Below are 24,466 nucleotides of genomic sequence, written 5' to 3'. Positions count from 1 at the left end.
TAACCTGACCCGGGTTACTTGTAACATACGTTATTTTACTTTTCAGCAATTCTTTATTTATCAATTCAGGTAACCCTCTGGCAAATGTTGCTTATGCTGAATGCAAACAAAAAAAAATAAAAGCTGAAATGAAAAATTGAATATAAAATGTGAGGTGCTGTGTTGATATTTATAAGTTGAAGAACTTCATGTGCTTCGGAATCCTACGAAGGCGCAAAAGTTTAGAAGTTTCATCTTATCAATAAGATATTGCGGTATTAACGAGAAGATAAATCATTGTTCCGCCTTGACTTTTTATAACTACATAGTCATCGGTAACATCATCAATGATTCCCTCACTTGCAAAAGGTTCCGGCGCTCCAAAATTAATCGTACATTTAGTATGGTTTGGGTTAAATGTGCATTCTCTTCCAATCTGCTTCTTTAATAATTCTTTATAAGCCATTTTGCGATTCCTTTCTTTAAATGTTATTTACTTCAACATTCTGATAGCTTTCTTAAAGTCATCTTCATCAATGGTATTATACTGGCCAAACATCGCTTTAGTTTAATATTATAATAACACTATTCATTGTTTTTAAAAGAGGAAAATCCAAAGACTGGTGAAACAATAAAAATAACAGCCAGATTTACAGCAAAATTTAAGCCAGCAATGGCATTTAATGAAACGGTGACGTAGCTTTTTAAGCCTTGGGAAAAACGAAGATTGATGGAGGGAAAACAGTGAAAGAACTCTTGAGTGGACAATATTCAAATCCGGTATGGGGTACTTCAAGTCGGAAGTTTAAAGAAAATTAAAGGATAAAAACTTCTTCTGATAGTGTCGCTTTTTTAATTTTTCCAATTCACACAACATTTCAAACTGAACAGCTTATATGTTACAACATCTTATTATTACTTACTTTTAACATGAAAGAAATATCATATTGACACAGAAGCCAGTAAGATATACAGTTTCAAAAATTATTCAAAACGGCATTAATTCAGACTCATTAGTTGATTGACAAATTGCTGATTTATTAGCAGACATTTCCGTAAGGTACAGTTTTCCTTGTTGTGTCGTGGCAGTTAATGAACAACATAAAAATATATTAGGAGAGATATTAAAAGGAGGTATTATGAAAAGATATGCCTGGGTATTAAGTATTTTTTATTTAGCAATTGTTTGTCTTGTCCTGGCAGGTTTTTCAAAAAATGTTGGAGCTAACAGCGGCCCTGTTGCTCAGGATCCTCCTACCCTTGCATCCCCTGTTCCTCCTGGTTATTCCGTCCCTATACTAAAGGATGATTATACCGTTATAGCAAGATATGGCAAATCATTCCTGGCAGAGTACAATGACGGCGGGTCATATCAAAACAAGAAAAGGCTTCTCTATCTGCAAGGAGGTGCCAAATTAAACACATTACCGGCAACAAGAGGCAAGACGGATGCATATCAGAGGGGTTTTGCCGAGGGATACCTTTGTTCTAACGGGGTTTATCGGATGACACATGACTATGTGGATAACTTTCTAAGGGGCCAGATAAGTGTATATAATGGAGCGCCTGGCGACCAGATACCCCAGGAACTTGTGGATGAACTTAAAAATGTATTATTGATAGCAGTGAGATCCCAGGACTATGCCGTTCCCCAGAGGTACAAAGATGAGATGCAGGGTATCGCTGATGGAGCAATGGCTTATTTCGCAGAAAATGGGATCAATAAAGAAATAACCTATAATGAAGTAGAGATGATCAATGTAGGGTTTGATATACTCTATAGCCTTATCTATCAAGGTGGCAGTCTCGCCTGTAATGAATTCGCTGTGTTCGGGAATGGAACCTTAGATGGCAGAGTCTATCATGGAAGGGACTTTATGTTTACCACGGGTGGCGGTGTATTTTCTGACGAGGCCCTTTTAATAGTACAAAAACCTAATGAAGGCTTTCCCTTTGTGGCGGCTTCTGTGCCCGGATTTGTAGGCTTCCCTACCGGCATGAATGCAATGGGCGTGAGCATGGGTATGGATATGGTACCAAACAGGCAAAACAGGGCATTAGTCACCGGTATGGGGGTCTTGCTCCTATGCAGGGATGTTGTCCAGTTTGCGCAATATCTGGGGAATACCAATCAGAATCAATATGACCCTCGCTCCGCGATTGACAGGGTTCGCAATACGTCCCGCGGTGTTTCCTGGCTCTTACAGATATCAGACAAAAATAATTCCGTCGCGTTGGAGACTGTTACCAACAGTATGATTCCGGACCAAAGCGGACTTTTTAGTACGCTCTCAGCAATTCTTCCTGGATTTGGTGCGGCCTATGCTGCTTTACCAAGTCCGATCCAGTTCAGCATTATAAATGCTGCTGGCACTACCGTTAACCTTGCTACTGAAGGATATGGCAATCTTTACCTTCACCCGAAATACGGTGTTGCAGTAAGATCAGCTGCGTATGTTTACCCGGAGGAATTAAATAACTACCAAATAGTAATCCAAATGACTGATCCTCTAGTTTCGAGCGCACCAACTACCAGCATCTCTGCCTTTCCTCCACAGATAGAGAATAAGCCTGATCTGGTGGGCATGAGCAACCACTATATCCTACCGCAGATGAACTTGACGCAAGCAGGCATATTCTACCATACCATAGACACCGAGCAGGGAGGAGGAAGGGAATCTGAGTGGCGTTATCGAACCATGATGTCATATATCTTAAACTATTATGGTAACATCGATGCACAGACTGCCATGTACCTTATCGACTTTCTTAACCCAAACGATCAGGAGAGAAGCGGTTCCTTCTATGGAACCTCAACAACACAGGCAGTAGGTGGCCACCATGTGGTTATGGATACCACATCACTTCAGATGTGGGTTCTCCATGGCTACTATGACGAACCATGGGTACATGTTGATCTTAACAAGTTTCTCAAATAGGTAAAAAGAACGAGAGAGAGGGACAGCCATAAGCTGTCCCTCTCTCTAAAAGTCTTGATTATTGTCCATGCTTTTCTCCTTTTCTAATTATTATTAAAGATAATATCCTACCCACATGACGTTATAATCCTTTGACATTTATTGTTACTTAGGAACACATAGAATCTCTTCCAAGTATACCCATTTTTCATACACAATTTGAAAAAATGGACCACTCAAATTTCAAATCCAGTATGGAACGCTAAAGTAGTAAGGTTAAAGAAATTTATTCGATAAAAACAGGAATTTGCAAATATATTTGGCGGAAGTGCATGGGAATCGAATTCGTCCGCTATTATAATTAATTTAGTAATATCAATTAATTAACAACAGTGAGAATGTTAAGGTTAAAGAAAAGTTAAAGGATAAAAATTTTCCCCCTTAACCTTGAAGGTTTCATCTGAGAAAAACATTCAACCTTTCAATCGCTAATAAGAAATTTACATACGACACTTTAAGGCAAAGATTTTCTTGACATACAATAATGTTCTTTATATATATCGCCATTCAAAATAATGCCTCACAATAATAGCTTCACCAGTACAATAAGAAAAAGGGATTAGAACTGCTCAACACAGAACATTTGCAGGTATGTTCATTAATCAATGATAAGAAAAAATTTTTAAAACAAAGGAGTGGATATGAAAAAGACTTTTGCATTCAGAATGAGAAGATTCAATACAAAGACAATTTCCATTATTACATTGATTTGTTTTTTTATTTCAGGTTGCACTGCAATGACGAAAATTAGTTCTCCTCAGTCCAATGTTTCTTTAAGGATAGATGAAAAAAAATACTCATCTATGCCGCTGGAAGATAGTTTTGGAGTTACAACCTTCGGTAATTATTTGTTTGTAGCCGAAAAAGAGGGATATGAACCTGTCTATGGGGAACTTCCTATGGATCTTAAAATTTCATATCTTGTTTTGGATATATTATTTTTCACACCGTTAATGTTGCTTAACCTTTATTCTGTATTTCCTAATTATGAAATTGATATAGATAAAAAAATTATTCGTTATAGCTATGATAAAACACAATGGTGGGAATTACAAATACCAATTAAAGAATCTGAGAAGGCAAAAGAATATTTTAAAAAAGCAGATAAACAAGATAATAAACCGGTTGCAGATAACAAGACTGTTACAGATAACAAATCTATTGCCGAAATAACGAGCTCTCCAAAAATAGAAAGCAATAACTGACAGTATTTTATCAAAAACTAAAAGAAGTTAGTATTCACTAAAGCTAGGAATGATTGAAATTCAACCCCCTTGGCTTTGGCATTTTTATTTTTATCAAAAGAAAAGCATGAAAAGGAAGGAATCCGAGGACAGGGGAGGCAGTCAAAATAACAACTAAATTTACACCAAAGTTTAAACCAGCAAGGGCATTTAAAGAAGCGGTGAAGTAGTGGTAAACTAACACCGATGGAAAGAAAAAAAGTAAAAGTGTTTCTTTCACCTACTTATCCACAGTATTCGGCATTCATTTAAATTAAGGATTGCCATTCGTAATCCTCAATTAATAATCCATAAATTAGATTATCAACACATTAGTAATGTAACTTACATTCTACTTCATTAATTCTACAAACCTTTATCCATAAAACTGGCACACCATATAAGAAAGGCCGCAAGGCATTTGCCCGGCGGCCTTTCTGTTTACTTAATAAATGCAATTATTAAGGAAGCATCTGCGCTCCATCAACCCATGCCGAGCCGCTGCTGCCGGCTGTTGTACCCGTGCCAGCCGTCACGCTAAGGTTAGTCAGTGTGTAAACCGTATCGACTTCGTCGGAATACAGACTGATGTAACCGCCCGTGCCGCCGATACCGCCTGATGCCGATGCGTTGCCACCCTTGGATGTCAGCTTGCCTGTCGACGTCACATTCCAGCAGTATCCACCATTGCCGCTCCCTAGATAGATGTCGTAAGAGTTGCCTCCGGTACCGCCTGATGCCGTAGCATTGCCGCCGCTATTGTCAATCGTGCCGCTCTGCGTAATCGTTGTGATCGACGTACCATAATTATAATCGTAATCGGTGGCCAGCTCGACATATCCGCCCGTGCCGCCGATACCGCCTGATGCCGATGCGTTGCCACCCTTGGCCGTGACATTAGCCTCGGAGATGATCGGGTAAGCAGGTAGGTATTCGCTATAATACTCGCTGTAAGGTGCGTAGGTGTATAACTCGTAAGACCAATCCGATGCGTTGCCGCCTTGTGTCGTGCCGTTGCCGCCGCTGAGGTTGATGTCGCTAAACCCGAGGAGTTCCACGTCGGGAGCCTGGCCCAGGTAGTTGTAATCGCTACTGCCACTATAAGAAGAGTAAACTTCCACATAGCCGGCATTGCCGCCGGCCTCCCCATTGCCGCCGTTCACGTTGAAACTACCCGATATCTGGCAGACGCCCACGCGGCGATAGCTCTCGCCGTAGCAGTAAAAATCGGCGCCGTAAGGTTCTCCACCGGTGTAACCTGAGCCCGAAGCGTTGCCGCCACTGAAGTTTAAGGATGCGTTAACTATCATGTCGCCGCCATAAGTAACGAAATACGAATAACCCCAACCGCCGCCGTCGCCGCCTGTCGCGCCGCCGGCATTGCCGCCCTTAGCCTCAATAGTGCCGCTGACAATAACACTGCCGCCGTTAATGGGATCGACGCTAGAGTTTTCGTTATATCCGCCATAAAGATAGATATAATCATAATTTTGATCCTGGCCACCACCGGCACCGTTGCCGCCATTACCGTTATTGGCCCTTATGGTACCCTTGGAGTAAACGCTGCCCGTGTAGGCATAGATATAGATACCGTAGCTCTGGTAGCCGCTACCTGTCGCGTTGTCGCCTCCACTGGCATCAATAGTCCCGCTGTTGTAGAAATGTCTGCCTGCGTCGAACTCTACCCAGCCATAATTTTCACCGGATGTGGTGACGGTACCCGTCACGACGATATTGTTCGAATATGAGTTAGCATTATATAAATAGATGTAATTGTAACCCGCGCCTGTCTTGAGCGTGCCATCAATAACTATATCATTGTCAAATTCAAGGTATGCGCCGAGGTCACTCCCGCCATAATAATTATTATCCGCATTGATCGTCAGCGTTGCTCCCAACGGCACACTGAGACCTGAAACGGTGTAAGCCGCAGTTGGATTACCTGCACTTCCTGTGCCGTCGGCCTTGTAGAGGCTCCAGTCGCCGGAAATCATATAGAGGCCCGCGTAATTTGCCGGCACATCGGTAGCAAGAAGGATCTCCTCTGCTCCCGAGACCGTATATCCGTAGTCACCGAAATTGTAACTGCTCTCCGCTGGCATGGTGAAACTGGCGTCGGCGGAGCCGGATTTCAAAACCTTGATTGCGCCATCGGATTCAACGTAGAAAGAGCCGCCAGTACCGCCACTGCCGTTTGAACCAGTGCCGCCAATTGCGGTAACTCCCAAGTTAGTTCCGCCGCCGTTGTCATCGCTGCTGCTGCAAGCGCAAAGCATTGCAATACAGATCGTGATAATGATAAGTTTTATTGTCTTCATATTATTTCACCCCCCGTTTTACTGAGCGCTGAGCTTTCCTCTCCATAAGAGCCTGATGTCTCTTCTCCATCATCTGCGCCCGAATTGCACTACGTTCCTCGGGTGATTTCGCTATCTTCTCCTGTTGATGCAAGGCTTTTAGTTCTGTCCGCAACGTTCTGTCTGCTGCCTTACTGGCCCTCTCGGCCGGCGCCGCCATCGCGCCCTGAACTAGAAATAAACCTAGTGCGCAGGCTGCCATAATCCGGCACGTCACCCTGATTTTTCCGTCCATAGTTTCTTTTCCTCCTCATAATATTATTTTTATAACGATCTCTATAATTAGAATTTAAATTCCAACTTTATTAGTGACATGGTTGATTACTAGGCTTTACTCTGGCAATCGCCGCAGCGATTACATTGCTTATCCGTTCTTATGGAACAGAAATGTATGTAAAAATTCATTGCGCTTGCCAGGAAGGATCTTCCTTATTATGATGACAATGACCACTTTTTTTATCAAAAAAAATAAACATGCCTATGTGATAGCAAGAAGTTTGCCAATAGCCGAGGTAGAGTCAGAATATTGTATTAATCCATTAATAACGTGATGTTAAATTAAAAGTAAACAGCGTCAACATGGTTTGGAATGATTCGCTTTGCCTCAGTATTTGGTGGAGCCTCAATATTTTGAGGGATACGTTGAGGGGATGTGGTTAGTTCAGCCGGATGTTTGTCATCTGGCGTGAATTCTGTTTATAACGGATTGCAATGTTGTATATTCATTAAGATTGACGATTTATTTCTTTCAGGAAGTAAGCAATAAAAATCAGATTTCCGAATCGTAAGAATTATTTCTTATCTACTACTGTTCAGTAGTTGGCAGTTGTCAGAATTGAGAATTACCATTTGTAATCAGTTTTAGAGTTCAATTTACAACAATCGTATTTCTCATTCTTTGATAAAAAATTGGACTTCCTTAATAAAAGAATATGATGATGTATTTCCATCTTTTGTGCGAATCTTTACGATGTCAGCACTCATAAAGAGTATTTGTCCTTCAATAGCAGTCCCGTCATACAAAACAATTCCCTTTATTCCTTTATATTGCTGGTCTGCGACAATGGCAGGTTCTTGAGATGCCGCTGTGGGTTTCGGAGTGGTTTTCTCCTCTATTCCTTTATAGCGTTGGTCCGCGACAATGGCAGGTTCTTGAGATGCCGCTGTGGGTTTGGTCGTGGCTTCCTCTTCGCTTTTTCCCTTTTGAATAAGATAAAGAGGAATTTTGATTATCTGGTCGGGGTAGATCCAGTGAGGATTCTTTATCCAGGGGTTTTCTTTCCAGACCTTGGGCCATAGGAATGGATCATTCAATTCAGTCTGGGTGATATCCCAAAGGGTGTCCCCCTTGACAACTTTATGTCCCTTCATTTCCTGTGTCTCTGCAAAAATGATCGAAGGTAAAAGCAGAAATACTATGAGTGCATATATTATTATTTTGGTTTTCTGCATGATTGTTCTCCTTCATTATTTTTTACCATAATTCTAAAATAGCCGAGATGATTAAAACTGTCAAGATTATTGATAATTGGGTGTAGTGACAATGATTATCATTTGGTGCAAATTGTGTTTGTTACGGATTGAAAGGTTGTATGAATTGAGAAAATATCAAAAACAAGATTTCAGGAAGAAAGAAATAACTTTAGTTCAAATCCAGTATGGGGTGCTTAAAGTCGGAAGGTTAAAGTAAGTTATTCGATAAAAACAGGAATTTGCAAATATATTGGCGGAAGTGCATGGGAATCGAAAACTTGCAATCCGCTCTAAGTATTTGAATTAACATTATGCCTTTTTGTCTATCGGCACGCTATCGGCACGGAATGAATTATTATTTTTAAAGTTTTCATAAATAGCATTTTCGTTTTCATCGAAATCGTCGAACTTTTCCAGAATGTGGGCAACGTAACTATCAGTTGTGAGATGATGTACTTGAATTTCACCTCCAATATAGATCCGTTCTTCTTTAGGCTTGAGAGATTGGCTTCTTCTTTGATCATTCATCATTGTTTTAAAATCCTTGGGCAGTTCGTAAGGTTTTGGAATGTTGCATTCAGGTTTTACGATGAGTGCAAGAGAAGAGAGGGTTTCTGATTCAAAGTCATTTGTTGATCGATAAGCATATACATGTACTTCTTTAGTTTCCTCGGAGAATCCTAAATGGTAAATCGTAGATGTAACTGTATCAGGGATTGAAAATTCTTCTTTGTGCTCTTGCCAAATGAGCGAAAGGTTACTGGGTGTGTGATAATTTAAGTGATCAATTCCTCTTACAATCATCCTGTCGTTTATTTTAATGAACCATTTTCCGAGAAATCCAGCTACACCAGTGCCAGCGATGATTAGCCTAAGATGCGGCACAAAAAAAGCTTTGGTAGTAAACATGAAAGGTTCACCATCAGGTGAAGTGGCAAGCGTGTCTGTGGCAACCATAATTTGTGATTTATCAGTATAGAAGATAAGTGATGACATCCTAAATATCCTTACACAACATTATTTTAAACGACTAAATATTTATGTCTTGTTAATTATATTAGATTGAAGTGGCACTACATTATCCCGGTTCACAACTTCCCGTAAGTCAGTCATAGCATTATGAACATATTTTTCAGATGTTCTTATATCTCCATGCCGTGCTAAGTCCTTAACCTGAAATGCTGAAGCATTCTTTGACCAATCAGTAATAGTGCTATGCCGCGTTGCTTCGTATAACTTAAGTCCTTTTATGCCATACGAGGCCCACAAATCCCTTAGGTAGGATGGTTTATATCCCTTGCCTGTAGATAGATTAATAAAGAGGAAATCTGCACCGAAGCGCCCGGTAACATGTCTTTGTGCTATTTCAAAAGCACGTCTTGACAAAGGAATCCATTTCTTGTGTTTGCCTTTCGTTTTTTCAACAAGGCGATAGCCGGAATAGGTTCTTTGAATCAATGCTCGGGCACCAGGCAAATCAATGTCGCGGACCTGAAGAGCGCACCCCTCAGAAACTCTCAATCCTGTTTCACGAATAAAGAACATAATATCTTGATGCTCCGCCGGAAAGCGTTCAATAGTTGCAATTTGCTCTTCGTAGGAAATTGCTTTTTGTGTCTCGCCGGTCGTGATTTCAATATCCGGGAAAATAGGCAACCTTACCCGTTCCCATTTATTCAACCATTTAAAAAACGTTTTCAGACAGTCGACAAGGTTTTTGACGTACTTCTCAGATAATCCCGTAAAGCCGTTTACAAGCTCCTGCAAATGGGAAAGCTCAACTTCACGCACATCAAGCTCATAAAGCGGACCATAGTGATTTTTCTTATAGGATTGATACAGCTTCAGGGTCTCAAATGAAAAACGGCCAGCTTCGGCTTCGATGGTTTTCTGCTTTATCCAGACATCATATTTATTCTTGAATTTATTTTCAATGATAGCAGGTTGAAGCCAATCATTGATATTAAAAGAACGGTCTTTTATTTCTTTGTTGATTTGAGTTAATGCCTGAAAAGCCATTGAGAAGGAAAGGGCAATCCCGTTTTTATCATGGTAGATTCTAAGGCGTTTTCCTTTAACCGATATGCGAATAACACAGGCATCATAACCACATTTCGGGCAAACTCTTTCCCGCCTTGTCGTTCCGCAACGCTGACAGCTAATTGATCCCCGCGCAATAAGTTCAGCCATGATCTCACTTCCAAGACCTTTTTGAGATTGGCTTTGATTACTATATGATGAGCTAACTGTCAATGGATCAATCCTTTTTCAACGCTTCTTCGCTGGATACAGTTATGACTTAATCCTCTCTTGGTTTTCTCATTAATAAACGGGTCAAATCGCTTGTTTCGCCATTGGCTAAGTCGTTAAATCCTTTCATTGTGATTAATGCCTGTCCTGTGGGTAATCCTGTTAAATACCCGGCGCTTTCAAACGAATACCTCAGCCATTTATCAAACTCCCCATCATCAGTAGGTAGTTTGACTGTTTCGCCTATGGCTTTTCCGGCTACTTTGCCAAAACGCGCCGCGGGTGAAAACTGATAATCGTACTCACCAAAAACCGATGATGTTATGTCTCTGATTACGGGATAGCCGCCCATCCGGTATTGAAATGATTCCTTTGCAATCTTAATTGGTGTGGGCGCTTTGCGCTCTGTCATCATGTACTGAAGAATGGCCGGAGCGACCACGATCCACCACCAACTTTTCAATAGCTGGATTATGTTTTTATCCCCGTACTTAAATCTTGTCTGAGCTTCTGAAACCTGATTGTGCATTGACGAGAAGAAGGTATAGAACATTGTAACCATTTTCTTGAGTTCTCCGCCTCTCTGGATTGCCGCCATGTCTTTAGGCAGCGCATTGCCTTGACTCTCCCGTACCTTCATATCGGCATAGTTAATTGCTTGCGTCTCATCACCTTTGAATTTTTCAATTCCCTGAGTATAAGCGGCTTGCCATGTCGGATAAGCAACCGCCATATCCATGAGCGTGATTAACGAGAAATAAGCGTCCTTGAGTAATTGAGATCCTTTAAACTTCTCAAGGCCGAGCTTCCCGTAAGCGTCCCGTAATTCACGATCCCAGGACTGAGAACGGTTAGCCAATTCCGGAGATTTTGATTTGATTGTTTCAACCATGTCCTGACGGTGAGTATAAAAATCAACAAAACCTTTGACAAACTGATTATGCCCCACGGCTTCAATGGATTGCGTTGTACCGAGCCATTGAAACGCGGCAACGGAGAATTTCAGCGCCAGGGCAACCGAGGTTGTATTTTTGCGAATAGTCTTTAACGCTGATTCGGTCAGTGATAGCGGGTCGGTCTTAGGCTTTGCGATTTCCTGCAGCCATGGCATTAACTGTTTGTATGCGTCCGCCCCGCCTATGCCCTCCGGTGCACTTTCGATTGCCGCCCTGATGCGCGGATCACTGATTAATTTTTGAATGTCCCGAACGGCCTCTACATGACTGACATAATGATTTACGTCCGCAAGGTGTTTAAAAATAGCATCGAATGCAAGTTTAGGCGCGAGCCTTCCGCCTTTACGTTCAACAGTGAATCCACTTTCAGGCTTTGGTTTTGTATAAATTGTCTGGAAAAAGTCTCTATTATCAGCCTCAGCCGCGTTTTTATCGGCTATCCATGAAAGAGTGCGATCAAAAACCAAAGGATGATAACGGCCTTCAACCTTCTGCAGCTTGGCGCCGGTCATTTTCAGGTAAACATCGGACAGAGAAGGAAACATTTCGTCGTAAAGATTCCATACGTCTTTAACTAATTTCCATTCTTCCTCTGTCAATTTACTGATTACTGCTTTTATCTGGTCATCATTCCACTGTAAACCTTCACGCAAAGCGTTCAAATTTCCTTCATTGCCTGTATTCAGGGCAACAAGTATCATCTTTTCTTTGGTCAGTATTTGGGGAACGCCCTCTATTTTATATTTCTCGCGTGCCCACTTTCCCCCGCCCTTCTTTGTGAATGGTTCGAAGATAACTTGAAGCTTATTTGTTATATCTGTTAATCCAATAGCCTCTTTATTGTAAGCGTCCTGCAGTGGCTTGTATAGTGAAGTCCAGACCGGACCTAATTCTTCCCATTTATCCAAACGCCTGAAAATATATTCTGGCTTCACCAGTTCATTGAAATAAGCATTTTTCTTTTCCTTGAATTCTTGCCACGTTGATTTTTCCAAAAGCATTGTTTCTGTTTGCTCAGGAGAAATATTGACGCTGGGCCAGTTCTTTTGTATGGAATCAAGAATTGTCGAAACGGTGTTATTGTAGTCTCTGCCTTTTTGAGCCGCGATTAACTCATTTTTAAGTTTGCCCAAATGAGCCATCATCTTGACCTGATCGTAAATGTCTTTTAGTTGATCAAGATTTAACTCTTTCCAGTGCATGCGGCCGTAACGCTCAATCTTGCTCAACAGAGACTTGGGAATGCTTACATCCTCGCCCTCCTCCTCCATTCTATCCATAAACTCTCTTGTGGATTCGATTCGCTTGCGTGTTCTATCGCTCCGGGGATAAAGGTCGTAATCAGAAAGAAAGTCTTCAATGCGTTCTTTGTAGTCAACAGGAAGATTATCATCTTTCATTATTGATAATATGTCATCGTGAATATCTTTGGCCTCCTGCTTTGCCTGAAGCCGCGCTTTCTTCCTTTCCGCAATTTCCTTTTGCCTGATTTTTTCTTCAAGAGCGCCTTCAATATTCCCTTCTCTGAAGGCCTTGCGTGATGCCCGTTCAGCTTTTTTCATGGCTGCAGTAAGCGCGTCATATTCGGAAATCATTAATTCATCTACGCGGACCTGACCGGTTTCCTGACGGATAAATTTCTTCAATCCCTTTGCTGGTTTCGGAGCATTGCCTTTCAGCAATCGGGAAAGTATTTTTTCTTCTTCTTCCAATAACTTGATATGAAAATCTTCCAATTCGGCTTTAGAAATCAAATCACTGTAATACTTATCGAAAGATTCAGCCTGCTTTACGCCTTCGGCTTTTATGCCCTCCCAATCGAGAATAGAGTTTACAAGGTCATCATCGGTTTCAAATCCAAACTGATCCGCTACAACGTCCATTTCCAACGTGCCTTCATTGGCAATAAGGCCGGGACGTTTACGCATTAATTCTTTTACCGTGTCTTTATCGTAATAATTGGAAATTGCTTTTTTGCTGATCCCGCCCTTTTCTAGAATGTAATCCAATGCTTGACCAACAGGCGTAAGTCTTGCGGCTTCCTCACCTTGACGTTTTAAAGCGGCTTGTGCTTTTCGCTTCTGAAAATCTATTTTCTTTGAGATTATTTCAAAGGCTAGCTGTGCGGCTTTTTGACGGATAGCATCATAAGAGGGATTTTCCGTTAAATCACCGGCGGCTTTGTCCTGAACCGCCGCCATATTCAAAAGAGCGTTTATATTGTCCGCTTCTTCATTCTTGACAAATTCATTTTCCAGTGCTATATTATTCTTAACCCCTGCACCCTCATCGGGACGAGTACGCATAGGCTCGGTGAGCGTAGATTCGGAAGAGCCGTTAACCTCTCCGGATTCAACAGGGGGTTCGTTTTTCCAGCCCGTCAGCAACCACGTTTCTTTGTTTTCACGTTTATCAAGGTCATATGTTCTAACTAATCTCAACATGGAATTAGCGGCTTTTTCGCTTATTCCATTGTCAACCATATATTTAAAGACATCCTTCCCTGATTCCTTGGCTCTTTGTTTAAAAACTTCAAAGTCTTTTGCTAGACGATTATGAACCTCTAATATTTCACCTTCAAGAAGCCTTCTGGATACCTCCCCAGATTCATCTAATGTCTGCCTTGCAAAAAAATCAATATCCCTCACAATATCATTTATGCTTCTTTCTTGACCTTCAATCAATCCGGCAACGGGTTTTTTCGCTTGTGGTTTTTCGGCAGGAGTTTTTACCGTTTCCTCAAATGGAGAAATTTTAAAATAAGACTTTAATTTTTGCACCCAAGGCTTATCTCTATGAGTGACAATCTTTTCGGTAGGTATCTCAATGTCAATGCCGTTTTTAAGAGCCTCAACATAATCCTCGCGCGTCAAATTGGTATCTTTCAGAAGGTCAGATACTTCCGGGGAAATAACGTCTTCCCGCCCCAATCCGTGAAACTCCCTTATTTTCTCCGGGGAAATATAAACCTTGCTGGGCAGATTGTAAGCTTCCGTTACGTCCCGCATGAACTTGTTGACGAATTTACCGGATAAATCTTTAGCTCCTGCAGTTAAAACACCAGCACCGACAGCTTGCCAGGCCATATCAGAGAGCCAAAGAATATCTTTGACGCCCTCACTTGTATTTTCCGGCACAAGATCAGGCATTCCCTTGCCCGCTCCAAATTCGTAAGATTCGCCTTTTGCTTTAGACACGGCAAAGTTTTCTATTTCTGATAATCCGGCAAAAGTACCGAGGCCAAACAAAGTAGATAATGGTGAGGTCATTAATCCGACAGTCACCGGAGCAAGGGCAAGTTTTGTAAAGAAGTCTTTATTTTCCGGTTGAGTATATACGCCTTGTTTTTCTGCGTATTGGCGCATGACATTTTTATCAACTTTATTAATGGGGATTTTTAAATCACGCGCCACTTGATAAGCGTTCATTGCCTGAGCATTGGAAACATAAGGAGATTCTTCAAAGAGAAAACTTTTTACATCATCAAAAAATGATTTGCTGCTGTCAGCAGTTTTAATAACCGTCTCATTATCGGGCTGTTTTCTGTCCTTCAGGAGAAAAGAACTTCCGTCAGAGAAGAACATGCCTTCTTTTGTGGTGTAGGTTTTATCATCAATCTTGTTTTGGATTTGCGCCATTTCTTCAGGAGATAATTTAATATCGAAAGAAGGCATATTGCTTTGAGGCGCAAGAGATTGATTGATGCCCAGCGGGTCGTATTGCGGTTTTTCTTGATTTATTCCTAACGGATCGTACATTACATGGCCCTCATTTCTTCACGTAATATTTATAAAGATTCCCGGCACCGGCCAAAAGTGTAGTTCCGGCGCCTATCGCTCCGGCAGTCTTTATATTTTTCCCTTCCATTTTATAAAGATTTGCCGCACTTCTTTGTTTTGCAGCCTCAACATCTCCGCCGTAGCGAATAGCCAGAGCGTCCATAGCGCCTTGTTTTACGGTATCGTTCATCACCAGAAGCGGAGAACCTTCTTCAGAAGAAACACCTGATTTGCCGTATAGAGACCGTTGCGTTGCCAGCATCTTTCTGACTTCCTGATTGTGCATTTTGGCATCATAAGCGGCCTTGTCTTCAATCGCTTCAGCGTTTTGATTCGCAACCGCAGCATTGTAATTTGACATATCGCTTTGCTGCGAGGCAGTGATAAGAGTCCCGGCAACCGAGGCCACAATACCGGCTACTGCCAAGCCTGTTTCGAGTCCCATTTTTAAAACTCCTTTACATAGCTGATTGTTTTAGGTCTAAATCCTTCAAAAACAAGCATGTCATTCAAATAAGAATATGTTGGAGTATTGACATAAAGAGATATTTTCTGTTTTTGACATGTGGCAATCATAATATCCAAAAGGCGTTTCATTAAGCTTGCCCGGTCAAATCTACTTAGTTTATCGCTGGCATACCAAATAAACTCTGCTGCTTGCATGACATTAGGGTTATATAAGTGAGGTACGCATATAAAGCCGGAGATGCCCAGCACATCACCAGCTTTGTTCTTGGCTAGCAGTATCGGCAGCTTTCCATCTGCGTACTTCGTTAAAAGATTTCTTATGTGTTTTTTGTCGTATGGTTCGTTTGTTTCCAGGGCAAATTCGCAAATAAGCTTTGTAGCTTTTTCAATATCTGCCGCCTTCAAAGGTACAAAAGGTTCAATAAATTTTTCTCGCTTTTTTTTGCCTTGGTCTTTTTTCATGTTTTCTCCTTTCTCTTTTGTTTTTGTCTATGTTCCTCAAATATAAGGAAATATTTGTCCAGTTCAAATATAAAGGCAAAAGGCCTTCCACTCGTCCACCGTCTAACAACTAATGAATGATGCTTTTCCCATCGCTTTACCGTGCTTACAGAAACTCCGAGATACTGGGCAATTGCCCTCCATCCTTTAAGAGTACTTTGATCAAAAAGACTTTTCATTTAATGAACCCTTTTGAACTGTTTTGAACCGATTCCCCTACTAAATTATAAAAGCGTGTAAGTTCTGCATTGAATTTCATTTTAAAGGCGCCTGTGGGTCCGTTACGTTGTTTGGCAATGATGATTTCAGCAAATCCACGTTCTGGATTGTCTTTTGATTTGTTATAAACCTCATCACGATAGAGAAAGGCTATAACATCAGCATCTTGCTCGATCGCGCCGGATTCTCTTAAATCTGCAAGGCTGGGCCGCTTTTCTGTGCGGTTCTCAACGGCTCTATTTAACTGTGACAGGGCGACAACGGGAATCTGTAACTCTTTGGCCAGTGCCTTTAATGAACGGCTGATTTCGGCAATTTCTCTTTCTCTTGATTCGGCTTTGCCGGTGCCTGTCATCAACTGCAAATAATCAATCACGATCAGGCCAATGCCCTTTTCAATTTTCAAACGGCGGGCTTTTGCTTTTAATTGCATCGGGGTTAATGTTGACGAATCGTCTATAAATAGGGGCGCCGCGCCTATATGGTTGACAGCCTCTACAAGACGCGGCCAGTCTTTATCAAAGACAACGCCGCACCTTAGCCTCCTTGAATCAATCCCCGTCTTTGATGAAAAAATGCGCGTCATAAGTGATTCGCCGGACATTTCAAGGGAAAAGATAACTGCCGGGACGCCGGACAAAACAACATTCTCAATAATATTTACGCCAAGTGCTGTTTTTCCCATGCCCGGCCTTCCGGCGATAATGATAAGCTCTGAGTTATGAAAACCAGATGTCCAGTTATTCAGATCATTAAAGCCGGTGGATAAACCGGATATGATGTTTTTATTTTTGTGGTTTTCTTCGATTGCCTTAAAGGTTGCTTGGCATAGCGTCTTTGAATCCCGGACATCATTGCGCTTACTGTCAACGGTAATTCCCATTAATGCCCGTTGCGCTTCATCAAGAACAGATGCCGGTCCTTCACCATTTTCCGAATAGGCATTAATAGTCATCTCATCGGCTGCTGCGATAATAGCCCGTAAAACGGCCTTGTTTTTGACAATACGGGCATAATGCGCAATGTGCACACTTGTTGCTGTGCTGTCTAATAGTTCCGCGATATAGAGCTGGCCGCCAATCTTATCTAATTTGCCACGCATTCTCAGAAAATCTGACAAGATAATTGCGTCTACAGGTTTTCCCGAATTAGATAATTCACACAATGCGCTAAAGATGATTTTGTTTCGTTCACTATAGAAATCATCTGGGCCTATTATCGAAAGACAATTGTTTAAAGATTTGTTCTCAAAAAGTACCGCACCTAGGACAGCCTCTTCAGCTTCTGCATTATTCGGAGGTACTTTGTTTACAATCTCTTTCATGCTCGCGCCTCTTTACTTTCACAAAAGATGCACCCAGCTACTGTCCTGTCCTGCGGTGGTACCTGAGCGCCGCACCGCGTACACTTGAAGGATTCTGTTGTCTCTGGTTTTCCGTCTTGATTTATTGCGCCGGTGCTTTGCATTTTGGCTTTAAGCTGATCGTATTGTTTCCGAAGCTTGCCCGTGGAAAGAATGTTACTTTGCCAAAATTTATCCTGCTGGCTCCATTCAATAACTTTGCTGATATCTGAAGGGTCTCTTTTATCAATGCGAATCATGAAATCAATGTGCCTAGCCCAGCTTTGAATATTTGGTTTTTTATACCCCGGAAGACGGGAAAGAATGTTCTTAAGCAAAAGCTCTGCAAGTCTGATTTCGATAGAATCAGACAAGAAGATTCTTTTATTCTTATCATTCTTACATTCTTGTCTGTGTTCCTTGCCTGTCACTTGCCTGTCACTTTCGCTGTCACTATTTGCTGTCGTAGCTTGGTAAATTATCCAATTTACTATATGAATTATTGAATAATGGCTGTTACTTCTGATGTTCAAAAAATCGAGTTTTTCTAATTTCAATATTCGCTTCCATACTGTTGAAGGGGACATATCGAGTTTTTTTGCTGCTGATTCACGGCCAAAAATGAAAGTCCCTGGTAATAGTTTGACTTCAGAAAATCCCCGCCCTGTTTTAACTTGAACAAATTGTTCTTTGTGGTTCGCACGTATAAGGCACCAAACAAAAACTTTCAAAAGCCCTTCATTTTGGAATACTGCTGAATCCTCAATTTTACGCCAAAGCTTTACGTATCCCCGGTTCATAAGCTGTACCTCCGGGGATCATCAAACCTTGTAACCATTAAGCGTTGAATTTCCTCTTCGGGAAAAGGTGTTACAAGTTTGACTTCCCCGTTTTCATCGGCCAGCTCTGCAAGCATAAGAAAAACGTTTGCCGCTGCCGGGTCCTTACGGTAAAGTCGGTCATAATTGCGCTTAAATTTTCGGTTCGGTTTGAACATATACTTTCATCCCTTTTTGAAAAGACGCTTGATCCAGCGGCAATGATCGGGCTTAAACAACCTATCTAAAGCGCGTTCCAGCGTAGCTTGATCTTTTTCACGTTCGGCATTTAAAAGGATTGCTTTCAAGTATCCGGTTTCCGTAAATTCAAACTGTGCGCTTAATTTGGATTCGTTCATTACGCGGCCTCTTGTGATCTTGATTGCAACCAGGCCACTAAATTTTTAACAGGGTAACAAACCTTCCGACCGACACGAAAGCGACCTTCCGGGCCCTTCCCCGCGCTATCTAGGTTAGCAATATATTTTTCTTTGATCAGTCCGTTGCTAAATTTCTCAACTTCTGTACGTGCAACAAATGGCGCTGGCCATTTTTCCGCGAGTTCTAAAAAGATTGTGCCCATAAAAAAACCTCCAAAAAGATTTTATTTCCTTTTGGAGGCTATTTTAATAAATAGGAATGTATATGTAACTGACCTTTAACAGTTAAAGGTCAACTTTTCTTATTATTCTTATATTTTTCATCAAAATAATTTTGAAATTTTCGCAAACCCACTGGTTTAATTTTCCCGTTCGGCATAATGCAAAACGCCTTTAAGTCGCCATTCTCTGTTATTTCTTTATATACCTTAGCCCCGTCAATTTCGGCCGCATCTTTTCTATCGGGGAAACTGTCTAATAATTGAAATGCTGACGTGTATGGCAGTTTCCTATCTTTCTTTAATTTGCGGCAGTGTTTTAAAATGTATTTATTTCTTTTATCTTTAGATGCATGTAGCTGATTTAATCGCTTTTCCCCTTCAGCATAGACAGGCTCCTTTTTTTTGAGTAATGAAGAGTAATGTTCCCTAAGTTCTTTTTCCTCGCGCGTTTCCAAAATAGCACTATCATTTATAAATCCTAATTCTCTAAACTCATTGATAACCCTCTTGCGCAAATCTTCTGGCAATATGCTTAATGGTGGCAGCGGTTTGGTTAAATCTTTATTTGTGTATAAAGCCCATAGGTGGGACTGAAGTGTTATTTTAAGCGGTATTTGTCCGATTATTTGAAATGACTTTTTGTTTTTTTCAGCTTCTTCTTTTAATATTCTTTTTACAATTTTCCATTTTTTTGCATTTTCAGATAAATATTCTTTTTTTCTTTTCTCCGCTTCTTCCTTTGTCGGAATCCTAGGCATTGCTTCCCTCTCACAGCGCCCCCTATAATTAAACCGGGAAAACAGAAAAGGGGTTCTCTCTGCTTATCGGCTGGCCTGCCTATTCCCGGCTGATAATCTCAAAATACGTAATTACTTATTTTCAGAAATCCTCTGTATTAATTCCCTTATATCCTGTACATTCCATACCGTTGTGTTTGGGCCAAGCTTTACCGATTTTGGATATTTCCCGGTTTTCACTCCGTCCCACCAGGACGATTTTGATACGGGGATGATCGGCGGAATCTCCGTGCGCTCCGGCAGCGGCGGCTTTCCTTCTCGCGGGGTTTCTTTTCTTTCTTTCCTACCAACAATCTGATTTAATCTTAAGAAACCGTCTATCGGTATTTTTTCTAATTCATCCATTATATATTTATTTTATTGGTGCGTTGTGATGTGTATTCCTTATCAGATATTTGTTCATAATACGACCGTTTAATGAACAGCCGCGCAAAGTAAATGCTTGTTATAGCTGGCCTTAATAGTTCTAAGGTTTGTATTGATCGCCTTATGAACATACCCAAGAGAAAGCCCTGTACTCTTTGAAATATCTCTATAAGGTTTACCGGTAGAGCGCAAGCGTTTTGCTTTTTTTATGGCCTTCATAGCTGTTTCATCTTCTATCAATCGATTACCTTCTATCCTATATCCAAAGGGTACACGTCCGCACCATTCACCGGCTTTCTTTTTATGCGCCAGCGCATCAATCGTCCTTTCTGAAATCAAATCCCTCTCCATTTGTGCAAGTGCGGAAAGTATTGTTAAAAGGAATTTCCCGGCTGCTGTCTTTGTGTCTATTTTGTCGGTTATGCTATGAAAGGCTATGTTTTTCTTTTCCCATGCGTCCAGGGTACTCAATATATCAATGGTCTTACGTGACAGCCTGTCCAGTTTATAAACGATTACAGCGTCAATTTCTCCGGTCTCAATCATAGCGTTAATTCGATTCATGCCCGGTCTGTCCATCGTCTTACCGGAAACGCCCTCATCTTTTATCACATCCACAAGTTCAAAGCCGTTAAGGTCTGCATAAGCCTTGATCTTACTTTCCTGATTGTCTAAAGAAATGCCCTCCCGTGCCTGATCCTCGGTGCTGACCCTGATATAACCGATTGCTTTCATGATCCCGCCTCCTGATTTTGTTTTTATTCCCATGTTTTTGTTATGCCGTGCCCTCCTGTGCTGAAGAATTTTTAAAAATAAATACTTCTCTAATTTCGTCCAACTTCTTTTGAGCATCATTAATCAATACTTGAACGCTTTCAGCATCAATCGATTCAAAATCTCCAGTAATGCCAGCAAATATAAGTTCAAGAACGCCTTTAACGGAAAGAATATTATTATTCATTCTGTCTTCCAATTTCACTGATATTCCGTTTCTTCTCATTTTCAATCCTCCAAATGAAACAAAAACCCCTCAAAGACTTCTCACGGCCATAGGGACCGCCCACAACGTCACCGCTGCAGGAATCTTCAAGGGGTTATTGATTATGTTTATTTGTTCTTTCATTGCCCTATGTTTTGAGAGATTTAATTTATATAATATATATCCCCTATATAAGGGATTGTCAATATATTTTTTGTTGAAAATAAATAAAATGAGCTGTATATATCCGACATGCCAACCGAAAAGCCCAAAATATTAATAACCTTTGATGCTGATCTGTTGCGGCGGATTGATGATCATCGTTTCGAGAATCGAATTAATTCGCGCTCTGAAGCTATTCGGCGCTTGATTGAAACCGGTCTAACAGCAGAACCATCAAAACTAAAAACAAAGAAGAAATAGAATATTTATGGAACTCGATTCCCAAACATTAGGATTGGCGCGTCAGCGAATTAAATTGGAAATATCTAATCGTAGAGATGCGTTTCAAAAAGAAATTAGCAGAACATTAGAAAGTATGAATGCACGTGGAATATTACATTCAAGTATTGCAATTAATGCGCTTGCTAAGGTTCGAGCAGATGAAATAAAAGAAAGAGTGACTTTAGCATGGACAATATTACATAGATTTATTACAAATACAGGAGTTAGTTATTCTGAGAACCTTGCAAATAAGTTAAAAGAAATAATAAAAGAATGTATACCAGAAGACTTAGAAGATATTAAAGAATCAAGGCAAAGATTAGGATTAACACCAACGCTAAGCGAGATTCATCGAAAATCTGAAGTTCAGTTGCATTCACAGCGCCTTAATTCTTTATCTATCATATGCAATGAAATAGATTTATTTGTGCAATCGCTAAAAGCGAAAGAACAAGATACTATGTCTGGAATCAAGCAAGTAAATATAACAAATTATTCCCCTGTAGGTGCAATTCAAACTGGCGAAAATTCATTAGCAAACGTCATACAAAATATAAACCCAGAAAATAGAGAGATTGTAAAAGTACTGGAAGAAATAAAAAATAAAATAATAACACAAAGTCTCTTGACGCAAACACAAAGAGAAGAAATCATTGAGATACTAAGCGATAGCCAAAAAGAAATACAGAAACAAAAACCAAATACATCTAAGTTTAAGAGTTATATGACAACAACAGGTGAAACAATCCGGACTGTAGCAAGTCTGAAACATCTTTATGATATGCTTAAAACTACATTGATTCCTTTTGAAATAAACCTTCCCTAGCAGAGGTAAAATGACTTTTACTAGTTCAAATCCAGAAATTCTCTATCATTATACAACCCAAAAAGGACTTCTTGGAATTTTAGAAAGTAAAGTATTGTGGCTTACTGATCTTCATTATTTAAATGATCAATCTGAGTTTGTTTATCCAATTTATTTGGCAGAGAAAATTATAGAAGATCGAACTGAAAATATACAAAAAAAATATGACAAAAATGTTATATCACGTAGTCTTTCGGAAAAAGAATTTTCTGAAGTAATGAATTTAGAGAAATGTATGAGGCTTCTTATAACTCGAAAAGACATACCAATTTACATATGTTCTTTTTCTGAAGCAGGAGATCAACTTGGACAATGGCGTGGTTACTGTAATAATGAAAGCGGTTATAGTATCGGGTTCGATTATGAAAAACTTAATAAACTTGCTACTGAGCAAAATATAGATTTAAAACCATGCATATATAATAAGCAAAAACATTTAAAGGAAATGGAAACGGTCGTAGAAGAATTAATTAAAACGGATACATTACCGGAAGGTATTGAAAAAGAAACACAACGTATTGAAGCCTTGAAGTCATTATGGTCTATGGCGCCTACTATCAAACACATTTCTTTCAAAGAAGAAATGGAATGGCGTTTGATTTCCAAAACATTTGGTATAGATGAAGTATTAACGTTTTTCAGACCAGGAAAATCTTCGATTATTCCGTACATTCATTTTTTACTGGGAGTTGATTTGCCAATAAGAGAAATTGTTATAGGACCTACTCCAAATGTAGAAATAGCAGCCAATGCAATTAGTCAAGTTATGCTTAAAAATAAACTAAAAAGAGTAAAAATAAAACGTTCCAAAGTGCCATATAGAACCTGGTAGAAATTAAATAAACGTTCCGACGCTATTAAGCTTTTCTTCTTACAAGTTTTAATAAAATACGAAATAAAATTACAAAACTGAGTCATATTTTAAAGCCACGAGATAAAAAATAATGGAGAATACCTATGAGAAGATTATTTTTATTCTGTCTATGTTTTCTTACCTTCGGTTGCGTTGCTTTGTGGGGTAATTCATATAATATTGCCTTATCAAACAGCCGTTCAGTTGTAATTGAATATGATCCAGCTGTTATAAATCTGCCCGAAATGCTCGGTGCCGCACAGGCTGCATGCGATAAATATGGGAAAGACGCTGTTTTAAAGGACACAAGCCGCGGTAATCTAGGTATTCTGGTTAATACTTATAGATGCGAAACCAGAAAGGCAGATAAAGTTATTGATGTACAGAATTAGTTAGTAGTGGAAGCAGTAGAAAATAAATGGGCAGATCAACTAAAGCTGGAAAAGAAGTCTAAACGATAAAGCGGTTCTTATTTTAAAGAGTATTTTATATAAGAATTTCTCTTCTTCAATATTAATATTTTTTTCTATAAAATTTCCATGCCATTTAAAAATAAACCTTTTTGTAATTGAATTAGAATTTTCTCCAGTTGCTTGAATGGTAAGTCTGTATTCGCCAGGTGGATAATAGAAAACTATTCCGCGTGCACCACCTTCGGTATAGAAAGAAAACTTTGAATTATCATTATATTCAGAACAAACTAAATCAATTCTGCGTCTATAATTTCCAGGAATTTCTAAGCCATTAAATCCCTTTTCTTGGTTTTCATTTGACCATTTTAGAAGCAAATGGACTTTGATAGGTATCTCTACGAATTTGTTATTTTTCTTTTCTTCAAGCTTTAAGAGAAATACTCTACAACCAATTGCCATTGTTTTTTTAACATTCCTAATAACAAGATGCATGAAAAGATAATCAATGCCATTTTCATTAGGTAATTTTGTGTAAGTCTCTGACTTTTTGAAATACATTTTTAACCGTGGCTTGGTAATCCAAGTTAATATTTTTATTAACGCAGCCGCGGAAAGACCGGCTATAAGTCCAGCAATAACTTGTTCTATTACTGTTGAAGAAAATAATATGTTTAATAGTTTGTCTATGATCGAATCATTTTGTCTTGTGGCAGAGAAAAAGAGCTGAATGCAGTCTAAATTATCATAGATTAAATACATGTTGTTAAAAGAATCCATAAGGCATGTTCGAACGGATAGTATAATA

25 protein-coding genes are annotated in these 24,466 nt (G+C 40.0%); 7 read left to right on the top strand and 18 right to left on the bottom strand.

Translation table 11 applies throughout. The annotated features are described in order from the left end of the window. Positions 1-238: 238 nt before the first annotated feature. Positions 239-445, bottom strand: a complete 207-nt coding sequence (locus tag CVU62_08180; GenBank protein PKN37692.1) for a hypothetical protein — start codon at positions 443-445, stop codon at positions 239-241. Positions 446-571: 126 nt separating this feature from the next. Between CVU62_08180 and CVU62_08175 the strand changes: the two genes are divergently transcribed. From CVU62_08175 to CVU62_08160, 4 genes are all read left to right on the top strand, one after another. Then, complete coding sequence (locus CVU62_08175) at positions 572-679, top strand: hypothetical protein (protein PKN37691.1); 108 nt, start codon at positions 572-574, stop codon at positions 677-679. A 439-nt stretch (positions 680-1,118) separates the two neighbouring features. Continuing rightward, positions 1,119-2,918 (top strand): hypothetical protein, encoded by a 1,800-nt coding sequence (locus CVU62_08170; GenBank protein PKN37690.1) that lies wholly within the window; start codon positions 1,119-1,121, stop codon positions 2,916-2,918. Between the two features lie 680 nt (positions 2,919-3,598). Further along, the gene (locus tag CVU62_08165; protein PKN37689.1) at positions 3,599-4,162 is read left to right on the top strand and encodes a hypothetical protein; all 564 of its coding nucleotides are present in this window, start codon (positions 3,599-3,601) and stop codon (positions 4,160-4,162) included. Positions 4,163-4,308: 146 nt separating this feature from the next. Next, positions 4,309-4,371 carry a hypothetical protein gene (locus CVU62_08160; protein ID PKN38054.1) on the top strand — a complete coding sequence of 21 codons (63 nt, stop codon included), beginning with the start codon at positions 4,309-4,311 and terminating at the stop codon, positions 4,369-4,371. A gap of 270 nt (positions 4,372-4,641) precedes the next feature. Here CVU62_08160 and CVU62_08155 read toward each other — a convergent pair whose 3' ends face one another. From CVU62_08155 to CVU62_08080, 16 genes are all read right to left on the bottom strand, one after another. Beyond that, on the bottom strand, positions 4,642-6,498 hold the full coding sequence (locus CVU62_08155) for a hypothetical protein (GenBank protein ID PKN37688.1): 1,857 nt from the start codon (positions 6,496-6,498) through the stop codon (positions 4,642-4,644). Between the two features lies 1 nt (position 6,499). Next, a complete protein-coding gene (locus CVU62_08150) occupies positions 6,500-6,772 on the bottom strand; it encodes a hypothetical protein (protein ID PKN37687.1) in 273 nt (90 codons plus the stop codon). Positions 6,773-7,428: 656 nt separating this feature from the next. Further along, entirely contained in the window at positions 7,429-7,989 is a 561-nt protein-coding gene (locus CVU62_08145) for a hypothetical protein (protein PKN37686.1), read from the bottom strand. A gap of 330 nt (positions 7,990-8,319) precedes the next feature. Then, a complete protein-coding gene (locus tag CVU62_08140) occupies positions 8,320-9,006 on the bottom strand; it encodes a hypothetical protein (GenBank protein ID PKN37685.1) in 687 nt (228 codons plus the stop codon). A 42-nt stretch (positions 9,007-9,048) separates the two neighbouring features. Beyond that, positions 9,049-10,200 (bottom strand): hypothetical protein, encoded by a 1,152-nt coding sequence (locus CVU62_08135; GenBank protein ID PKN37684.1) that lies wholly within the window; start codon positions 10,198-10,200, stop codon positions 9,049-9,051. A 109-nt stretch (positions 10,201-10,309) separates the two neighbouring features. After that, on the bottom strand, positions 10,310-14,974 hold the full coding sequence (locus CVU62_08130; protein ID PKN37683.1) for a hypothetical protein: 4,665 nt from the start codon (positions 14,972-14,974) through the stop codon (positions 10,310-10,312). A gap of 10 nt (positions 14,975-14,984) precedes the next feature. Then, complete coding sequence (locus CVU62_08125) at positions 14,985-15,440, bottom strand: hypothetical protein (GenBank protein ID PKN37682.1); 456 nt, start codon at positions 15,438-15,440, stop codon at positions 14,985-14,987. Between the two features lie 2 nt (positions 15,441-15,442). Continuing rightward, positions 15,443-15,925 (bottom strand): hypothetical protein, encoded by a 483-nt coding sequence (locus CVU62_08120; GenBank protein PKN37681.1) that lies wholly within the window; start codon positions 15,923-15,925, stop codon positions 15,443-15,445. Beyond that, positions 15,922-16,143 carry a hypothetical protein gene (locus CVU62_08115; protein PKN37680.1) on the bottom strand — a complete coding sequence of 74 codons (222 nt, stop codon included), beginning with the start codon at positions 16,141-16,143 and terminating at the stop codon, positions 15,922-15,924. Before CVU62_08115 ends, CVU62_08120 begins: the two co-directional genes overlap by 4 nt. Then, complete coding sequence (dnaB, locus tag CVU62_08110) at positions 16,140-17,507, bottom strand: replicative DNA helicase (protein PKN37679.1); 1,368 nt, start codon at positions 17,505-17,507, stop codon at positions 16,140-16,142. Before dnaB ends, CVU62_08115 begins: the two co-directional genes overlap by 4 nt. After that, positions 17,504-18,325 (bottom strand): hypothetical protein, encoded by an 822-nt coding sequence (locus tag CVU62_08105; GenBank protein ID PKN37678.1) that lies wholly within the window; start codon positions 18,323-18,325, stop codon positions 17,504-17,506. Before CVU62_08105 ends, dnaB begins: the two co-directional genes overlap by 4 nt. After that, positions 18,322-18,522 (bottom strand): hypothetical protein, encoded by a 201-nt coding sequence (locus CVU62_08100; GenBank protein ID PKN37677.1) that lies wholly within the window; start codon positions 18,520-18,522, stop codon positions 18,322-18,324. The genes CVU62_08105 and CVU62_08100 overlap by 4 nt, the downstream gene beginning before the upstream one ends. 179 nt (positions 18,523-18,701) lie before the next feature. Beyond that, positions 18,702-18,926 (bottom strand): hypothetical protein, encoded by a 225-nt coding sequence (locus CVU62_08095; protein ID PKN37676.1) that lies wholly within the window; start codon positions 18,924-18,926, stop codon positions 18,702-18,704. Between the two features lie 89 nt (positions 18,927-19,015). Next, positions 19,016-19,702 (bottom strand): hypothetical protein, encoded by a 687-nt coding sequence (locus CVU62_08090; GenBank protein ID PKN37675.1) that lies wholly within the window; start codon positions 19,700-19,702, stop codon positions 19,016-19,018. 111 nt (positions 19,703-19,813) lie between these two features. Next, positions 19,814-20,086 (bottom strand): transcriptional regulator, encoded by a 273-nt coding sequence (locus tag CVU62_08085; protein PKN37674.1) that lies wholly within the window; start codon positions 20,084-20,086, stop codon positions 19,814-19,816. Positions 20,087-20,155: 69 nt separating this feature from the next. Then, the gene (locus CVU62_08080; protein PKN37673.1) at positions 20,156-20,962 is read right to left on the bottom strand and encodes a recombinase; all 807 of its coding nucleotides are present in this window, start codon (positions 20,960-20,962) and stop codon (positions 20,156-20,158) included. A 554-nt stretch (positions 20,963-21,516) separates the two neighbouring features. Between CVU62_08080 and CVU62_08075 the strand changes: the two genes are divergently transcribed. The 3 genes from CVU62_08075 (at position 21,517) to CVU62_08065 (ending at position 23,640) form a co-directional block, all read left to right on the top strand. Continuing rightward, positions 21,517-22,356, top strand: a complete 840-nt coding sequence (locus CVU62_08075) for a hypothetical protein (protein ID PKN37672.1) — start codon at positions 21,517-21,519, stop codon at positions 22,354-22,356. 10 nt (positions 22,357-22,366) lie between these two features. Next, the gene (locus tag CVU62_08070; protein PKN37671.1) at positions 22,367-23,227 is read left to right on the top strand and encodes a hypothetical protein; all 861 of its coding nucleotides are present in this window, start codon (positions 22,367-22,369) and stop codon (positions 23,225-23,227) included. 125 nt (positions 23,228-23,352) lie between these two features. Beyond that, the gene (locus CVU62_08065) at positions 23,353-23,640 is read left to right on the top strand and encodes a hypothetical protein (protein PKN37670.1); all 288 of its coding nucleotides are present in this window, start codon (positions 23,353-23,355) and stop codon (positions 23,638-23,640) included. Positions 23,641-23,679: 39 nt separating this feature from the next. Here CVU62_08065 and CVU62_08060 read toward each other — a convergent pair whose 3' ends face one another. Then, positions 23,680-24,420 carry a hypothetical protein gene (locus CVU62_08060; protein ID PKN37669.1) on the bottom strand — a complete coding sequence of 247 codons (741 nt, stop codon included), beginning with the start codon at positions 24,418-24,420 and terminating at the stop codon, positions 23,680-23,682. Between the last annotated feature and the right edge of the window lie 46 nt (positions 24,421-24,466).

Source organism: Deltaproteobacteria bacterium HGW-Deltaproteobacteria-2, assembly GCA_002840505.1.
In the GTDB taxonomy this organism is placed as follows: domain Bacteria; phylum Desulfobacterota; class Syntrophia; order Syntrophales; family Smithellaceae; genus Smithella.
The sequence above is the reverse complement of the archived record's forward strand: the minus strand, read 5'-3'. Positions and strand labels throughout refer to the sequence as shown.

Bases quoted from the DNA above. Each gene is read 5' to 3' on its own strand.
- CVU62_08065 (PKN37670.1), top strand. From the start codon at position 23,353: ATGAGAAGATTATTTTTATTCTGTCTATGTTTTCTTACCTTCGGTTGC.
- CVU62_08115 (PKN37680.1), bottom strand. From the start codon at position 16,143: ATGAAAAGTCTTTTTGATCAAAGTACTCTTAAAGGATGGAGGGCAATT.
- CVU62_08100 (PKN37677.1), bottom strand. From the start codon at position 18,522: ATGTTCAAACCGAACCGAAAATTTAAGCGCAATTATGACCGACTTTAC.
- CVU62_08060 (PKN37669.1), bottom strand. From the start codon at position 24,420: ATGTATTTAATCTATGATAATTTAGACTGCATTCAGCTCTTTTTCTCT.
- CVU62_08090 (PKN37675.1), bottom strand. From the start codon at position 19,702: ATGCCTAGGATTCCGACAAAGGAAGAAGCGGAGAAAAGAAAAAAAGAA.
- CVU62_08075 (PKN37672.1), top strand. From the start codon at position 21,517: ATGGAACTCGATTCCCAAACATTAGGATTGGCGCGTCAGCGAATTAAA.
- CVU62_08080 (PKN37673.1), bottom strand. From the start codon at position 20,962: ATGATGCTCAAAAGAAGTTGGACGAAATTAGAGAAGTATTTATTTTTA.
- CVU62_08135 (PKN37684.1), bottom strand. From the start codon at position 10,200: ATGGCTGAACTTATTGCGCGGGGATCAATTAGCTGTCAGCGTTGCGGA.
- CVU62_08145 (PKN37686.1), bottom strand. From the start codon at position 7,989: ATGCAGAAAACCAAAATAATAATATATGCACTCATAGTATTTCTGCTT.
- CVU62_08105 (PKN37678.1), bottom strand. From the start codon at position 18,325: ATGAACCGGGGATACGTAAAGCTTTGGCGTAAAATTGAGGATTCAGCA.
- CVU62_08120 (PKN37681.1), bottom strand. From the start codon at position 15,925: ATGAAAAAAGACCAAGGCAAAAAAAAGCGAGAAAAATTTATTGAACCT.
- CVU62_08180 (PKN37692.1), bottom strand. From the start codon at position 445: ATGGCTTATAAAGAATTATTAAAGAAGCAGATTGGAAGAGAATGCACA.
- CVU62_08130 (PKN37683.1), bottom strand. From the start codon at position 14,974: ATGTACGATCCGTTAGGAATAAATCAAGAAAAACCGCAATACGACCCG.
- CVU62_08170 (PKN37690.1), top strand. From the start codon at position 1,119: ATGAAAAGATATGCCTGGGTATTAAGTATTTTTTATTTAGCAATTGTT.
- CVU62_08140 (PKN37685.1), bottom strand. From the start codon at position 9,006: ATGTCATCACTTATCTTCTATACTGATAAATCACAAATTATGGTTGCC.
- CVU62_08125 (PKN37682.1), bottom strand. From the start codon at position 15,440: ATGGGACTCGAAACAGGCTTGGCAGTAGCCGGTATTGTGGCCTCGGTT.
- CVU62_08095 (PKN37676.1), bottom strand. From the start codon at position 18,926: ATGGGCACAATCTTTTTAGAACTCGCGGAAAAATGGCCAGCGCCATTT.
- CVU62_08070 (PKN37671.1), top strand. From the start codon at position 22,367: ATGACTTTTACTAGTTCAAATCCAGAAATTCTCTATCATTATACAACC.
- CVU62_08150 (PKN37687.1), bottom strand. From the start codon at position 6,772: ATGGACGGAAAAATCAGGGTGACGTGCCGGATTATGGCAGCCTGCGCA.
- CVU62_08085 (PKN37674.1), bottom strand. From the start codon at position 20,086: ATGGATGAATTAGAAAAAATACCGATAGACGGTTTCTTAAGATTAAAT.
- dnaB (PKN37679.1), bottom strand. From the start codon at position 17,507: ATGAAAGAGATTGTAAACAAAGTACCTCCGAATAATGCAGAAGCTGAA.
- CVU62_08165 (PKN37689.1), top strand. From the start codon at position 3,599: ATGAAAAAGACTTTTGCATTCAGAATGAGAAGATTCAATACAAAGACA.
- CVU62_08155 (PKN37688.1), bottom strand. From the start codon at position 6,498: ATGAAGACAATAAAACTTATCATTATCACGATCTGTATTGCAATGCTT.